This window comes from Burkholderia sp. APQ4-4ca (assembly GCF_057837105.1).
The window spans coordinates 21,123-36,335 of record NZ_JBYQCG010000226.1 but is presented as its reverse complement, the minus strand read 5'-3'; the positions used below and the strand labels follow the sequence as shown (position 1 = coordinate 36,335).

Here is a 15,213-nt window from a genome sequence, read left to right as displayed (position 1 = left end):
CATCTATGAAAATCACCATCATCGGCACCGGCTATGTCGGTCTCGTCACGGGCGCCTGCCTCGCGGAGATCGGTCACGACGTCTTCTGTCTCGACGTCGATCCGCGCAAGATCGACATCCTGAACAACGGCGGGATGCCGATTCACGAACCGGGGCTGCTGGACATCATTGCGCGCAACCGCACGGCGGGGCGCCTGCGTTTCTCGACCGACATCGAGGCGAGCGTCGCGCATGGCGAGATCCAGTTCATCGCGGTCGGCACGCCGCCCGACGAGGACGGCTCGGCCGACCTGCAATACGTGCTCGAGGCCGCGCGCAACATCGGCCGCCACATGACGGGCTTCAAGGTGATCGTCGACAAGTCGACGGTGCCGGTCGGCACCGCACGTCGCGTGCGCGGCGTGGTTGACGAGGCGCTGGCCGCCCGTGGGCTCGCGGGGAGCGTCGCGCATCGCTTCTCGGTCGTCTCGAACCCGGAATTCCTGAAGGAAGGCGCAGCGGTCGAGGATTTCATGCGCCCGGACCGGATCATCATCGGCGTCGACGACGACGAAACCGGCACGATCGCGCGCGAGAAGATGAAGAAGCTCTACGCGCCGTTCAACCGCAATCACGAGCGCACGATCTACATGGACGTGCGGTCGGCGGAGTTCGCGAAGTACGCGGCGAACGCGATGCTCGCGACGCGTATCTCGTTCATGAACGAGATGTCGAATCTCGCCGACAAGGTCGGCGCCGACATCGAGGCCGTGCGCCGCGGGATCGGCTCCGATCCGCGCATCGGCTACCACTTCCTGTACGCCGGCGTCGGCTACGGCGGCTCGTGCTTCCCGAAGGACGTGCAGGCGCTGATCCGCACCGCGGGCGAGAACGGCCAGCCGTTGCGCATCCTGGAGGCCGTCGAGGCCGCCAACCATGCGCAGAAGGACGTGCTGATCGGCAAGATCGAGCAGCGCTTCGGCGTCGACCTCACGGGCCGCGAGTTCGCGGTCTGGGGCCTGGCATTCAAGCCGAACACCGACGACATGCGCGAGGCGCCGAGCCGTCGCCTGATCGCCGCGCTGCTCGAGCGCGGCGCGACCGTGCGCGCCTACGATCCGGTGGCCGTCGACGAAGCGCGGCGCGTGTTCGCGCTGGATTTCGGCGACGATGCGACCGCGCTGGCGCGACTGCATCTCGTCGACACGCAGGACGCCGCGGTTACGGGTGCGGACGCCCTCGTGATCGTGACCGAGTGGAAGGAATTCCGCAGCCCCGATTTCACGCGCCTGAAGGCCGAGCTGAAGGCGCCGGTGATCTTCGACGGGCGCAACCTGTACGAGCCGGACGCGATGGCCGAACTCGGCATCGACTACTACGCGATCGGCCGGCCGTACGTCGATCCCCAGTCGTTTTCCCGTGGCTGAACGTACGATGAATACTCTTCGCGAAGTCGTTCCGGTGCCGCGCGAGCAACTCGCGCGTTCGCGTGTGCTCGTCGTCGGCGACGTGATGCTCGACCGCTACTGGTTCGGCAACGTCGATCGCATTTCGCCTGAAGCGCCGGTGCCGGTCGTGCACGTGCAGCGTCAGGAAGAACGGCTCGGCGGCGCGGCCAACGTCGCGCGCAATGCCGTGACGCTCGGCGGCCAGGCCGGGCTGCTTTGCGTCGTCGGTTGCGACGAACCCGGCGAGCGGATCGTCGAGCTGCTCGGCAGTAGCGGCGTGACGCCGCATCTCGAGCGCGATCCGGCGTTGCCGACCACGATCAAGCTGCGCGTGCTCGCGCGCCAGCAGCAACTGCTGCGCGTCGACTTCGAGGCGATGCCGACGCACGAGGTGCTGCTCGCGGGGCTCGCGCGCTTCGATGCGCTGCTGCCGCAGCACGACGTCGTGCTGATGTCGGATTACGCCAAAGGCGGCCTCACGCACGTCACGACGATGATCGAGAAGGCGCGTGCGGCCGGCAAGGCGGTGCTGGTCGATCCGAAGGGCGACGACTGGGCACGCTATCGCGGCGCCTCGCTGATCACGCCGAATCGCGCGGAATTGCGCGAGGTGGTCGGGCAGTGGAAATCGGAAGACGACCTGCGCGCACGCGTCGCGACTCTGCGTGCGGATCTCGGCATCGACGCGCTGCTGCTCACGCGTTCGGAAGAGGGCATGACGCTTTTTTCCGCGGGCGGCGAACTGCATGCGCCGGCGCTCGCACGCGAAGTGTTCGACGTGTCGGGCGCGGGCGACACCGTGATCGCGACGGTCGCGACGATGCTCGGCGCCGGTGTGCCGCTCGTCGACGCCGTGGTGCTCGCGAATCGCGCGGCAGGCATCGTGGTCGGCAAGCTCGGCACGGCCACGGTGGACTACGACGAACTGTTTCACTGAGCGCATTCGGCGGCGCGACGAGCGCGCCGCGCGAATGGCTCGCACTTTTCAGGCAGGACGATCATGACCCTCATCGTCACCGGCGCAGCCGGTTTTATCGGCGCGAACATCGTCAAGGCGCTCAACGCGCGCGGCGAGACGCGCATCATCGCGGTCGACAATCTGACGCGCGCGGACAAGTTCCGCAATCTCGTCGACTGCGAGATCGACGACTATCTCGACAAGACCGAATTCGTCGAACGCTTCGCGCGCGGCGATTTCGGCAAGGTACGCGCGGTATTTCATGAAGGCGCCTGTTCGGACACGATGGAAACCGACGGCCGCTACATGATGGACAACAACTTCCGCTACAGCCGCGCGGTGCTCGATACCTGCCTCGCGCAGGGCACGCAGTTCCTGTATGCATCGTCGGCCGCGATCTACGGCGGCTCGACACGCTTCGTCGAGGAGCGCGACGTCGAGGCGCCGCTGAACGTGTACGGCTACTCGAAGTTCCTGTTCGACCAGGTGATCCGACGCGTGCTGCCGAGCGCGACGAGCCAGATCGCGGGCTTCCGCTATTTCAACGTGTACGGCCCGCGCGAGACGCACAAGGGCCGCATGGCGTCGGTCGCGTTCCACAACTTCAACCAGTTCCGCGCGGAAGGCAAGGTGAAGCTGTTCGGCGAGTACAACGGATATGCGCCGGGCGAACAGACGCGCGATTTCGTGTCGGTCGAGGACGTGACCAAGGTGAACCTGTTCTTCTTCGATCATCCGGAGAAGTCGGGCATCTTCAACCTCGGCACGGGCCGGGCGCAGCCGTTCAACGATATCGCGTCGACGGTCGTGAACACGCTGCGCGCGCTCGACAACCAGCCGCCGCTGACGCTCGCGCAGCAGGTCGAGCAGGGCTTGATCGAGTACGTGCCGTTTCCCGATGCGCTGCGCGGCAAGTACCAGTGCTTCACGCAGGCGGACCAGACGAAACTGCGCGCGGCCGGCTACGACGCACCGTTCCTGACCGTGCAGGAAGGCGTCGACCGCTACGTGCGTTGGCTATCCGGCCAGGTTTAAACCGGCGCGTTGCATCGATAGACTGGGTCTCACGGTCGGCAGCCGCCGGCCGTTTTTCTTCGGAGATCCAGCACATGATCAGGAAATGGTTTGCCGCAGCGGTCATGCTCGGCGCAGTGGCGTCGGCGTGGGCGGCCGTCGACGTCAACACCGCGAACGAGGACGCGCTCGTCGGCATCAAGGGCATCGGCCCGGCGCGGGTGAAGGCGATTCTCGACGAGCGCGGCGCGCGCGGTCCGTTCAGGAATGCGGACGATCTCGCCGCGCGCGTGAAGGGCATGGGCGGGCATACCGTCGAGCGGCTTCAGCAGGAAGGGTTGACGATCGGTGCGGTGGCCAGTCCGGGTGCCACGCCGTCGACCGCAACCAAACCGGCGGCAGCGAAGCCTGCCGCCGCACCGGCCCGCACCGCGCAGAAATAACGGGTCGCGCGTACCCGACACAGGGCTCCTTCAGTCGCCGTCGTTGCGACGGCTTCCCGCGGCATGCCGCGGGTTTTTTGCGTGGGACCACGTGCGCGGCGAAACGCGAACCGCGAACCGCGCGGCACGCGTATTCCATCGTCGCAATGGGGTTGCCGGCGCGGGTGCCGGTGCTGGTTTACAATCGATCGATTGATCGGCCTCGCACTCACGGTATATCCATGGCTTACAAAACTATCGAAGACACGATCGGCAATACGCCGCTCGTGCAACTGGTCCGCCTGCCGGACGACGAGATTCGCGCGCGCAACAACGTGCTGCTCGCGAAGCTCGAGGGCAACAATCCGGCCGGTTCCGTGAAGGATCGCCCGGCGCTGTCGATGATCAGCAAGGCCGAGGCGCGTGGGCGCATCAAGCCGGGCGATACGCTGATCGAGGCGACGAGCGGCAACACGGGCATCGCGCTCGCGATGGCCGCGGCGATCCGCGGCTACAAGATGGTGCTGATCATGCCGGAGGATCTGTCGGTCGAGCGCCGCCAGAGCATGGCGGCGTACGGCGCCGAAATCATCCTGACGCCGGTGAAGGGCGGGATGGAGCTGGCGCGCGACCTCGCGGAGCAGATGCAGCGCGAAGGCAAGGGCGTGATCCTCGACCAGTTCGGCAACCCCGACAATCCCGTCGCGCACTACGAAGCAACGGGGCCGGAGATCTGGCGCGATACCGAAGGGCGTATCACGCACTTCGTGTCCGCGATGGGCACGACGGGTACGATCATGGGCACGTCGCGTTACCTGAAGGAACGGAATCCGGCGATCGAGATCGTCGGTGCGCAGCCGGAAGACGGCTCGCGTATCCCAGGCATCCGCAAGTGGCCGGAAGCGTACATGCCGACCATCTTCGATCGCAGCCGCGTCGACCGCGTCGAGAGCGTGAGCCAGGCAGCGTCGGAAACGATGACGCGCCGGCTCGCGGCGGTCGAAGGCATCTTCGCGGGCATTTCGTCGGGCGGCGCATGCGAAGTCGCGATGCGCATCGCGCGCCAGGTCGAGAACGCGACGATCGTGTTCATCGTCTGCGATCGCGGCGACCGCTACCTGTCCACGGGCGTGTTTCCCGCGTGAGCGACAGGGGTGCGCGATTCGCGCATCGATGAAAAAAGCGCCGCGTTCTATGAACTGCGGCGCTTTTGCTTTGGGCGTGGCCGGTGATTACTGCGGCTGCGCGTCGTCAACGGTGGGTTGCAGCGCGCCGCTCGCTTCCATCTGCGCTTTCACGGCTTCGCCGAGCTGGTACACGGTGAGTGCGTAGAAGAAACTGCGGTTGTAGCGCGTCAGCACGTAGAAGTTCTTCAGGCCGAGCATGTATTCGGTCGCGCGCCCCGGCGTCGGCAGGTCGACCACGGTCACCGGCGTGCCCGCTTCGGTCGTGATGTTGACCGTCGGCTCGTTCAGCGTCATGCCCGCGCGCAGCAGTTGCGACAGCGCCCAGTGCGGTTCGGGCTGGCCGTCGGCGGCGGCCTGTGCGATGCCCAGGCTGCCCGTGTCGGGCGTGATCTGCCAGACCACCGGGCGGTCGGTTTCCCAGCCGTGCTGTTTCAGGTAGTTCGCGACGCTGCCGATCGCATCGACCGGGCTGCTGCGCAGATCGACGTGGCCCGAGCCGTCGAAGTCGACCGCATATTCCCGGATGCTGCTCGGCAGGAACTGCGGAATCCCGATCGCGCCGGTGTACGAACCGAGCACGGTGGTCGGGTCGAGCTGGTTGTCGCGCGTCCAGACCAGGAAGTCTTCGAGGTTCTTGCGGAACGTGGCCTGGCGGCTGTCGCGGTTCGGCGTGTCCGGATAGTCGAACGTCAGTGTGGTCAGCGCGTCGAGCACACGGAAATTGCCCATGTAGCGGCCATAGATCGTCTCGACGCCGATGATGCCGACGATCACCTCGGGCGGCACGCCGAACTGCTCGGACGCGCGCTGCAGCGTCGCCTGGTTCGCCTTCCAGAACTTCACCCCCGCATTGATGCGGATCGGCTCGATGAAGCGCGAGCGATAGACGCGCCAGTTCTTCACCGAGGGCGTCGGGGCCGGCTTCACGAGCTTGACGGCCGTCGCCGAATAGCTGATGCGCGAAAACAGCGCATGCAGGCTCGCCGAATCGAAGCCGTTGCGGCTCACCATCTCGTCGATGAACGCGTCGACCTTCGCGTTGTTCGCGTAACGCTGCGGAACGATTTCCTCTTCGAAGGTCTGGCCTTGCGGGGTCGGCTGCTGCGGCTGCGACTGGGCGACGAGCATGCCGGCGGGCTTCGCCGGCTGCGTCTGCGCGACGGCAGGCGCGGTGCCGAGGGCAGCGGCGACGGCAGCGGCGACGAGCAGAGCGCGGACACGGAACAGCGCGGAGAGAAGGGCGGCAGGCTTGCTGGAATTCATGTCGAAGCGGGCGGACAGGGCGATGGTGTTCGGCGCAGTATACCCGACGCATCCGGCGCGCCGGGCCGAAGCCGGCCCCCGTTGTGGTAAGTTAGCGGCGAATTCGCGGCAGACGATGGACATCATTGAGGGAGACCTGCGACGCACCGCGCGCCGCGGATGACAGCTTATGGCAACCGCTTTCTATACGCACCCCGACTGCATGCTGCACGAAATGGGGGAATGGCATCCGGAATGTCCGGCCCGCCTGTCGGCGATCCAGGATCAACTGATCGCGAGCCGCATCGACGACCTGATCGTGCACGAAACCGCGCCGTTCGCGAGTGAGGTCGCGCTGGGCCGCGTGCATACGCAGGCGCACATCGACTACATCCGCAGCATGACGCCGGTCGACGGCTACGTCGAGATCGATCCCGATACGCTGATGAATCGCGACACGTGGCGCGCGGCACTGCGCGCGGCCGGCGCCGCGATCGCGGCGACCGACGCGGTGATCGAAGGCCGCTACGCGAATGCGTTCTGCGGCGTCCGCCCGCCCGGTCATCATGCGGAGCCGGCGCGTGCGATGGGCTTCTGCTTCTTCAACAACGTCGCGATCGCCGCGCGGCACGCACTCGACGTACACGGCATCGAGCGTGTCGCGATCATCGATTTCGACGTGCACCACGGCAACGGCACCGAGGCGGCGTTCGCGAACGACGAACGCGTGCTGATGTGCAGCTTCTTCCAGCATCCGCTGTATCCGTTCTCGGGCGTCGATCATCAGGCGCCGAACATGGTCAATCTGCCGATGCCCGCACGCAGCAACGGGATGGCGATCCGCGAAGCCGTCGACATGCTGTGGCTGCCGCGCCTCGACGCGTTCAAGCCGCAGATGCTGTTCGTGTCGGCCGGCTTCGACGCGCATCGCGAGGACGACATCGGCAATCTCGGTCTCGTCGAAGCCGACTTCGAATGGCTGACCGCGCGGATCGTCGACGTCGCGCGCCGACATGCGCAGGGCCGTATCGTCAGCTGCCTCGAGGGCGGTTACAACCTGTCCGCGCTCGGCCGCAGCGTCGTCGCGCACCTGCGCGTGCTCGCCGGGATCTGATTCCCGCTCGGCCGGCTGGGCCGGGTGCGCTCAGCGCGCCGGCGCGCGCGCGTGAATCCACGCGATCAGCGCGTCGATCACGCGGTCGCGTTCGAGATCGTTCATCGTTTCGTGGAAGCCGCCTTCGTACAGCGTCAGCGTACGATCGGGCGAGCCGACGTGCGCGCCGAACGCGCGGCTGCCGTCGGGTTCGGTCAGCTTGTCCTCGGTGCCGTGATAGACGAGCACCGGCACGCGCAGCGCGCCGCGGCCGGTTTCGATGCGCGCCATCGCGTCGAGAATCTCCGCGCCGGTGCGTGCGGGCACCGTGCCGTGATGCACGAGCGGATCGGCGCGATTGGCCGCGACGATGGCCGGATCGCGCGACAACAGGGCCGCATCGATCCTGATCGCGGGGAAAGTGGGCCACACACGGCTGATGACGCGGCTGAGCGCGAGCATCCAGCGCGGCACGTCGCGCCCGGGCGCAAGCGCCGGGCTCGACAGCACGAGGCCCGCCAGCGCGTGGCCGCGGGCCGTGGCGCGTTCGATCGCGTAGAGCGCCGCGACCGCGCCGCCCATGCTGTGCCCCATCAGGAACAGCGGCGCATCGCCGCGCGCGGCTTCGGCGACCAGCGCGTCCGCATCGTTCAGGTAGCCGTCGAAACGCTCGACCCACACGCGCTTGCCGGGCGACTGGCCATGCCCGCGCAGATCGATCGCCAGCACGTCGATGCCCGCTGCGTTCAGGCGGCCAGCGAGCGCGGCATAGCGGCCCGCGTGCTCGGCGAGGCCGTGCACCAGTGCGATCGTCGCGCGCGGCGGCGCGGTGCCGTCGCCCGCCGGCCAGCGGTACGACGCCAGTTCGAGCCCGTCCGCGGTACGCAGCCGGCCCATGCGCGGCGCGGGCGCCGAAGGCGCCGACCCGGTGGCGGCGGATGCGGTGGCCGGCGTGGTGGGGGTGCTCATCGGGCGTGTCTCCTGTTCGTTGGCATGTGCGTTTCGCGATCATAGTCGCGGCCTTCCGGCGCGAGCCCAGCCGCGCCCCTCTAATTTCGTCTGGTTATGAAAGGATCGAAATCGATTATTAAGGGGAATGAGGGGTTTGCGGTAAAATCGCCGGCTATTCCAGATGCATCGGCGGCCGACTGGCGGGCCCACTCGCCGGCCGGCCGCCGTTTTGTTTTTTACATGATCGAATTACGCAATCTCTCGCAGCGTTTCGCTGGCCCGGGCGGCTGGGTCGAAGCGTTGCACAACGTCAACCTGACGATCCCGCAAGGCGAGGTGTTCGGCATCATCGGCCGAAGCGGCGCCGGCAAGAGCACGCTCGTGCGCACCATCAACCTGCTGACGCGGCCGACCGAAGGCAATGTCGTCGTCGGCGGGCGCGATCTCACGCTGCTGTCGGCCGGCGCGCTGCGCGAAGCGCGCCGCGAGATCGGCATGATCTTCCAGCACTTCAACCTGCTGTCGTCGCGCACGGTGTTCGACAACGTCGCGCTGCCGCTCGAGCTGGCCGGCGCGAGCCGTGCCGACATCGAGGCCGCGGTGCTGCCGCTGCTCGACCTGGTCGGGCTGTCCGCGCAGAAGGACCGCTATCCGTCGCAGATCAGCGGCGGGCAGAAGCAGCGCGTCGGCATCGCCCGTGCGCTGGCGAGCCAGCCGAAGGTGCTGCTGTCGGACGAAGCGACGTCCGCGCTCGACCCCGAAACCACGCGTTCGATCCTCGATCTGTTGAAGCGCATCAACCGCGAGCTCGGCCTGACGATCGTGCTGATCACGCACCAGATGGAAGTGATCAAGCAGGTCTGCGATCGCGTCGCGGTGCTCGATGCGGGTCGCGTGGTCGAGGAAGGCCGCGTGATCGACGTGTTCCTGCAGCCGCATCACGAAGTGACGCGCGCGCTGATCGGCGACGTGATCGCGCAGGAACTGCCGCCCGCGCTGAAGGCGCGCGTGGCCGAGCGGCTGAAGACGGGCAGCGGGCATCTGCTGCGGCTCGCGTTCACGGGCTCGGGGGTCGACCAGCCGATCCTGTCGGAGACGATCCGCCGGTACGAACTCGATTTCAATATCCTGCACGGCCAGATCGACGAGATCCAGGGGCAGGCATTCGGTTCGCTCGCGGTGCTCGCGGGCGGCGAGCCGGGCAAGGTCGGGCAGGCGCTCGCGTTCCTGCGCGAGCAAGGTGTGGTGGTAGAGGAGCTTTCGTATGTTGAGTGAGATGTTCGATATGTTCGTGCAGTCGTTCTGGGAGACGCTGATCATGGTCGGCATCTCCGGGGCGGTCGGCGCGCTCGTCGGCCTGCCGCTCGGCGTGCTGCTCTACCTGACCGACCGCCAGGGCGTGCTGCAGAATCTCGCGGTGAACCGCGTGCTGGGCGGCATCGTGAATGCGGTCCGCTCGACGCCGTTCATCATCCTGCTGGTCGCGGTGATTCCGTTCACGCGGCTCGTCACGGGCTCGTCGATCGGCACGGCCGCGGCGGTCGTGCCGCTGACGCTCGCGTCCGCGCCGTTCATCGCGCGTCTCGTCGAGACGGCGCTGCGCGAAGTCGACCGCGGGCTGATCGAGGCCGCGCAATCGATGGGCGCGACCACGTCGCAAATCGTCTTCAAGGTGCTGTTGCCCGAATCGCTGCCGGGCATCGTCGCGGGCCTGACGATCACGTTCGTGTCGCTGGTCGGCTATTCGGCGATGGCGGGCGCGATCGGCGGCGGCGGGCTCGGCGATCTCGGGATCCGCTACGGTTACCAGCGCTATCTGCCGGAAGTGATGTGGACGGTCGTCGCGATCCTGATCGTGTTCGTGCAGATCGTGCAATCGTTCGGCGACTGGCTGGTGCGCCGGCTGAGCCACAAATAAGACCCAACCGATTCGACAGGGGAGAAACGATGCAACGACGCTTCATGCTGAAATTCGCGGCGGCGCTGGGCGCGGCCGCGCTGTTCGCGGGTGCGCATGCGCAGGCCGAAACCATCAAGGTCGGCGTGACGGGCGGCCCGCACGCGCAGATCATGGAAGTGGTGAAGAAGGTCGCGGCGAAGGACGGCCTGGAGATTCGCATCGTCGAATTCTCCGATTACGTGCAGCCGAACGCCGCGCTCGCGTCGGGCGATCTCGACGCGAACAGCTACCAGCACGATCCGTATCTGCAGGCGCAGGTGAAGGATCGCGGCTACAAGCTGATCAAGGTCGCGGACACCGTCACGTTCCCGATGGGCATCTATTCGAAGCGCGTGAAGTCGCTGGCCGAACTGAAGCCGGGCGCGCGCGTCGCGGTGCCGAACGATCCGACCAACGGCGGCCGCGCGCTGCTGTTGCTGCAGAAGCAGGGGCTGCTGAAGCTGCGCGCGGATGCCGGGCTGAAGGCGACGCCGCTCGATATCGTCGACAATCCACGCAAGCTGAAGATCGTCGAGCTCGACGCCGCGCAAATTCCGCGCTCGCTCGGCGACGTCGACGCGGCCGCGATCAACACCAATTACGCGATGGAAGCGGGGTTGAAACCGAAACAGGACGCGATCGCGATCGAGGGCCCGAACGGCCCGTACGCGAACGTCCTCGCGATCCGCGAGGCGGACCGGAACAAGCCGTGGGTCGCGAAGCTGATCGCGGCGTACCACTCGGCCGACGTGAAGCAGTTCATCGAAGGCAAGTTCGGCGGCGCGGTCATTGCCGCCTGGTAACGGGCAGAGCACGCACGTCCGGCGGGATTAGAGTCGATGATCGAAAACCCGGGCTTTGCGTCCGGGTTTTTTCTCTTTTAAAATAGAACGACCGTTCGCTATCATTGGCGCGTCGCCAAGAAGCGGTATCCTCGACAACCATCATGGTTGGGTCCGCCTGGCCGCGCAGTCATGAGGCCTCGCTTAAAATGGCCTCTGGTCGTATTCGTAACTTTGGAGCGTGTGCATGAAAATCCTGGTGCCAGTGAAAAGAGTGGTCGATTACAACGTGAAGGTCCGCGTGAAGTCGGACAACACGGGCGTCGACATCGCGAACGTGAAGATGTCGATGAACCCGTTCGACGAAATCGCGGTGGAAGAAGCGGTGCGCCTCAAGGAAGCGGGCGTGGCGACCGAAGTGATCGCGGTGTCGGTGGGCGTGACGCAAGCGCAGGAAACGCTGCGCACGGCGCTGGCGATCGGCGCGGATCGCGCGATCCTCGTCGAGTCGAACGACAGCGTGGAGCCGCTGGCCGTCGCGAAGATCCTGAAAGCACTGGTCGACAAGGAACAGCCGCAACTGGTGATCCTCGGCAAGCAGGCGATCGACGACGATTCGAATCAGACGGGCCAGATGCTGGCCGCGCTGGCAGGTCTGCCGCAAGCGACGTTCGCGTCGAAGGTGACGGTGGCCGACGGCAAGGCAACGGTCGCGCGCGAAGTCGACGGCGGCGCGGAAACGCTGTCGCTGACGCTGCCGGCGGTGGTCACGACCGACCTGCGCCTGAACGAGCCGCGCTACGTGACGCTGCCGAACATCATGAAGGCGAAGAAGAAGCCGCTGGAAACCGTGAAGCCGGAGGACCTCGGTGTGGACGTTGCGCCGCGCCTGAAGACGCTGAAGGTGGTCGAGCCGCCGAAGCGCGCGGCCGGCGTGAAGGTGCCGGACGTGAAGACGCTGGTCGAGAAGCTGAAGACCGAAGCCAAGGTGCTGTAAGAGGGAGCGGAAAGAAATGACGATTCTGGTGATTGCAGAACACGACAACGCGTCGATCAAGGCCGCGACGCTGAACACGGTGGCGGCGGCCGCGAAGATCGGCGGCGACATCCACGTGCTGGTCGCGGGCCACAACGCGCAGGCGGCGGCCGATGCAGCGGCAAAAATCGCAGGTGTCTCGAAGGTGCTGCTGGCCGACGCGCCGCAACTAGCCGAAGGCCTCGCGGAAAACGTCGAAGCGACCGCGCTGAACATCGCGAAGGACTACTCGCACATCCTCGCGCCGGCGACGGCCTACGGCAAGAACATCGCGCCGCGCATCGCCGCGAAGCTGGACGTCGCGCAGATCTCGGACATCACGGCAGTCGATTCGGCCGATACGTTCGAGCGCCCGATCTACGCGGGCAACGCGATCGCGACGGTGCAGTCGAGCGACCCGATCAAGGTCATCACGGTGCGTGCAACGGGTTTCGATCCGGTGGCGGCGGAAGGCGGCAGCGCATCGGTCGACAAGATCGAAGCAGCGGCGGACGCCGGCAAGTCGCAGTTCGTGAGCCGTGAAGTGACGAAGCTGGACCGTCCGGAACTGACGTCGGCGAGCATCATCGTGTCGGGCGGCCGCGGGCTGGGCAGCGGCGAGAACTACACGAAGGTGCTGGAGCCGCTGGCCGACAAGCTGTCGGCAGCGCTCGGCGCATCGCGCGCGGCAGTCGACGCCGGCTACGTGCCGAACGACTACCAGGTCGGCCAGACCGGCAAGATCGTCGCGCCGCAGCTGTACATCGCGGTCGGCATCTCGGGTGCGATCCAGCATCTGGCCGGCATGAAGGATTCGAAGGTGATCGTCGCGATCAACAAGGATCCGGAAGCGCCGATCTTCAGCGTGGCCGATTACGGCCTCGTCGGCGATCTGTTCTCGCTCGTGCCGGAGCTCGTGACCGAACTCGGCTGACGCGGCGTGACGCTTCAGCGGTAAGCACACGAGAAGAGGGGCGCGACGAGCGCCCCTTTTTCGTTGTGTCGTCGCCGAATGAGGAGCGGGTGTCGTTCGTCCAGACGATCCGCGCTCGTATCGTGGCGGGCGGAACATGTCGTCGCGTACGCGACCGGCAACGTCGATTCGTTCGACGGGCGATGAGCGCATGCGCCCGTCGCCCGAAGCCTCGTGCCGGGTCGCCACTCGCAGCCGCAGCCGCCGAAACGAGGAAAGCGCCCTCGGACACCTTTCTCGTTGATGCAACGGGCCCGCATCGCCGCGGGCCGTGCCGGTTTACGCATAGGCCGGGCGGGTCCGACCGGGCACGTCCTTCAGGTAACGATGCACCGACAGGTCGTCGGCCTGGATCGCGGGCATCTTGCCCGAGATCAGGTCCGCGAGCAGTTGACCCGAGCCGCACGACATCGTCCATCCGAGCGTGCCGTGGCCGGTGTTCAGGAACAGGTTCGACACCGGCGTGCGGCCGACGATCGGCGTGCCGTCCGGCGTCATCGGGCGCAGGCCCGTCCAGAACGTGGCCGTCGACGTGTCGCCGCCGCCCGGGAACAGGTCGTTCACGCACATCTCGAGCGTTTCGCGGCGCGCCGCGCGCAGCGTCTTGTCGAAGCCGACGATTTCCGCCATGCCGCCGACGCGGATGCGCTGGTCGAAGCGCGTGATCGCGATCTTGTAGGTCTCGTCGAGCACGGTCGATACGGGCGCGGCGGCTTCGTTGACGATCGGCGCGGTGATCGAATAACCCTTGAGCGGATAGACCGGAATCTTCATCAGGTTCGAGATGAAATTCGTCGAGTACGAGCCGAGCGCGACGACGTACGCGTCGGCACGCACCGTCTCGCTGCCGCACTGCACGCCGGCGATCTTGCCGCCCGCGATCGCGAGCGCGTCGATCGGCGTGTTGTAGCGGAACTTGACGCCGAGCGATTCGGCGAGCGCGGCGAGGCGCGTCGTGAACAGCTGGCAATCGCCGGTTTCGTCGCCCGGCAGGCGCAGGCCGCCCGTCAGCTTGTGCGAGACGGCCGCGAGCGCCGGTTCGGCATGCTTCAGTTCGGCCGGCGACAGCAGTTCGAACGGCACGTTCGCTTCCTGCAGCACGGCGATGTCCTTCGCCGCGCCGTCGAGCTGCTGCTGCGTGCGGAACAATTGCAGCGTGCCACCCGTGCGGCCTTCGTATTCGATGCCGGTATCGGCGCGCAGCGCCTGCAGGCAGTCGCGGCTGTATTCGGCGAGACGGACCATCCGGCCCTTGTTGACTGCATAGCGCTCGGCCGTGCAGTTGCGCAGCATCTGAACCATCCACTGGAGCTGGAAGCGCGTGCCGTCGAGGCGGATCGCGAGCGGCGCATGCTTTTCGAACATCCATTTGACGGCCTTCAGCGGCACGCCGGGCGCGGCCCACGGCGCCGCATAGCCGGGCGAGATCTGGCCTGCGTTCGCGAAGCTCGTCTCCAGCGCCGGGCCGGCTTCCCGGTCGATCACCGTGACTTCATGACCGGCGCGCGCAAGGTAATACGCGCTTGCCACGCCCACGACACCGCTGCCCAGAATGACGACTCGCATAGCTGCTCCAGATGGAAGGAACCAGGTCGAGGCCGGGCGCACCCGCGGCTCCGTGTAACCTCTAGCTGATCTAGTTTTTTGAGCTATGGTATTGTCGAATGTGCAGTTTTTGTTATTGTATTTTTCTGGTTTTCAGCATAAACAAATGAGAACGCAACGTCAGCCCGTACGCTCGCTCGACAAGCTCGACCGGCGCATCCTGAAACTGCTCCAGGACGACGGCCGGATGGCGATGAAAGACCTCGCGGAACAGGTCGGATTGACCGTCACGCCGTGCATCGAGCGCGTGCGGCGCATGGAGCGCGACGGCGTGATCACCGGCTATCACGCGCGAGTCGACCCGGGCCAATTGGGGGCCGCGCTGCTGGTTTTCGTCGAGATCACGCTCGGCCACAAGGGCGGCAACATGTTCGAGCAATTCCGCCGGGAAGTGATGAAGATCGACGAGGTGCTCGAATGCCACCTCGTCTCCGGCGATTTCGACTACCTGATCAAGGCGCGGATCGGCGAGATGGCCGACTACCGGAAGCTGCTCGGCGACATCCTGCTGCAGTTGCCGGGCGCCGTGCAGTCGAAGAGCTATGTCGTGATGGAAGAAATCAAGGAAACGCTGACGATCGCCGTCGGCGAGTGACGTGCCCGCG

Annotated in this window: 15 protein-coding genes; 12 read left to right on the top strand and 3 right to left on the bottom strand. The window is 66.3% G+C overall.

The features are described 5' to 3' along the window. Positions 1–5: 5 nt before the first annotated feature. The 5 genes from AC3IFE_RS26035 to cysM all read left to right on the top strand — a co-directional run bounded on the left by AC3IFE_RS26035 (position 6) and on the right by cysM (position 4,966). On the top strand, positions 6–1,406 hold the full coding sequence (locus AC3IFE_RS26035) for a UDP-glucose dehydrogenase family protein (RefSeq protein WP_301739507.1): 1,401 nt from the start codon (positions 6–8) through the stop codon (positions 1,404–1,406). A 7-nt stretch (positions 1,407–1,413) separates the two neighbouring features. Then, positions 1,414–2,364: a D-glycero-beta-D-manno-heptose-7-phosphate kinase gene (rfaE1, locus tag AC3IFE_RS26030; protein WP_089466935.1), complete on the top strand. Its 951-nt coding sequence runs from the start codon at positions 1,414–1,416 to the stop codon at positions 2,362–2,364. A gap of 63 nt (positions 2,365–2,427) precedes the next feature. Continuing rightward, positions 2,428–3,420 (top strand): ADP-glyceromanno-heptose 6-epimerase, encoded by a 993-nt coding sequence (gene rfaD, locus AC3IFE_RS26025; RefSeq protein WP_089466936.1) that lies wholly within the window; start codon positions 2,428–2,430, stop codon positions 3,418–3,420. A gap of 74 nt (positions 3,421–3,494) precedes the next feature. Beyond that, complete coding sequence (locus tag AC3IFE_RS26020; RefSeq protein WP_489192899.1) at positions 3,495–3,842, top strand: ComEA family DNA-binding protein; 348 nt, start codon at positions 3,495–3,497, stop codon at positions 3,840–3,842. 221 nt (positions 3,843–4,063) lie between these two features. Next, positions 4,064–4,966 carry a cysteine synthase CysM gene (gene cysM / locus AC3IFE_RS26015; RefSeq protein WP_089466938.1) on the top strand — a complete coding sequence of 301 codons (903 nt, stop codon included), beginning with the start codon at positions 4,064–4,066 and terminating at the stop codon, positions 4,964–4,966. Positions 4,967–5,053: 87 nt separating this feature from the next. Here cysM and mltB read toward each other — a convergent pair whose 3' ends face one another. Further along, positions 5,054–6,397: a lytic murein transglycosylase B gene (mltB, locus tag AC3IFE_RS26010; protein ID WP_489192896.1), complete on the bottom strand. Its 1,344-nt coding sequence runs from the start codon at positions 6,395–6,397 to the stop codon at positions 5,054–5,056. Positions 6,398–6,440: 43 nt separating this feature from the next. On the opposite strand from mltB, the gene AC3IFE_RS26005 reads away from it, so the two are divergent. Next, on the top strand, positions 6,441–7,364 hold the full coding sequence (locus AC3IFE_RS26005; protein WP_089466939.1) for a histone deacetylase family protein: 924 nt from the start codon (positions 6,441–6,443) through the stop codon (positions 7,362–7,364). 30 nt (positions 7,365–7,394) lie between these two features. On the opposite strand, the gene AC3IFE_RS26000 is transcribed toward AC3IFE_RS26005, so the two are convergent. Next, positions 7,395–8,312: an alpha/beta hydrolase gene (locus tag AC3IFE_RS26000; RefSeq protein WP_489192894.1), complete on the bottom strand. Its 918-nt coding sequence runs from the start codon at positions 8,310–8,312 to the stop codon at positions 7,395–7,397. Positions 8,313–8,534: 222 nt separating this feature from the next. Between AC3IFE_RS26000 and AC3IFE_RS25995 the strand changes: the two genes are divergently transcribed. The 5 genes from AC3IFE_RS25995 (at position 8,535) to AC3IFE_RS25975 (ending at position 12,964) form a co-directional block, all read left to right on the top strand. Beyond that, entirely contained in the window at positions 8,535–9,569 is a 1,035-nt protein-coding gene (locus AC3IFE_RS25995; RefSeq protein ID WP_089466941.1) for a methionine ABC transporter ATP-binding protein, read from the top strand. After that, the gene (locus AC3IFE_RS25990) at positions 9,559–10,212 is read left to right on the top strand and encodes a methionine ABC transporter permease (RefSeq protein WP_006476559.1); all 654 of its coding nucleotides are present in this window, start codon (positions 9,559–9,561) and stop codon (positions 10,210–10,212) included. The genes AC3IFE_RS25995 and AC3IFE_RS25990 overlap by 11 nt, the downstream gene beginning before the upstream one ends. Before the next feature lie 29 nt (positions 10,213–10,241). Beyond that, complete coding sequence (locus AC3IFE_RS25985; RefSeq protein WP_489192891.1) at positions 10,242–11,036, top strand: MetQ/NlpA family ABC transporter substrate-binding protein; 795 nt, start codon at positions 10,242–10,244, stop codon at positions 11,034–11,036. Between the two features lie 226 nt (positions 11,037–11,262). Further along, a complete protein-coding gene (locus AC3IFE_RS25980; RefSeq protein WP_006496532.1) occupies positions 11,263–12,012 on the top strand; it encodes an electron transfer flavoprotein subunit beta/FixA family protein in 750 nt (249 codons plus the stop codon). Positions 12,013–12,028: 16 nt separating this feature from the next. Next, a complete protein-coding gene (locus tag AC3IFE_RS25975) occupies positions 12,029–12,964 on the top strand; it encodes an electron transfer flavoprotein subunit alpha/FixB family protein (RefSeq protein ID WP_011544897.1) in 936 nt (311 codons plus the stop codon). 318 nt (positions 12,965–13,282) lie between these two features. On the opposite strand, the gene AC3IFE_RS25970 is transcribed toward AC3IFE_RS25975, so the two are convergent. After that, positions 13,283–14,569, bottom strand: coding sequence for a D-amino acid dehydrogenase (locus AC3IFE_RS25970; protein WP_089466945.1), 1,287 nt, complete (start codon positions 14,567–14,569; stop codon positions 13,283–13,285). 145 nt (positions 14,570–14,714) lie between these two features. Here AC3IFE_RS25970 and AC3IFE_RS25965 point away from each other — a divergent pair, with 145 nt between their 5' ends. Further along, positions 14,715–15,203: an Lrp/AsnC ligand binding domain-containing protein gene (locus AC3IFE_RS25965; RefSeq protein WP_012492860.1), complete on the top strand. Its 489-nt coding sequence runs from the start codon at positions 14,715–14,717 to the stop codon at positions 15,201–15,203. The last annotated feature ends 10 nt before the right edge of the window (positions 15,204–15,213 follow it).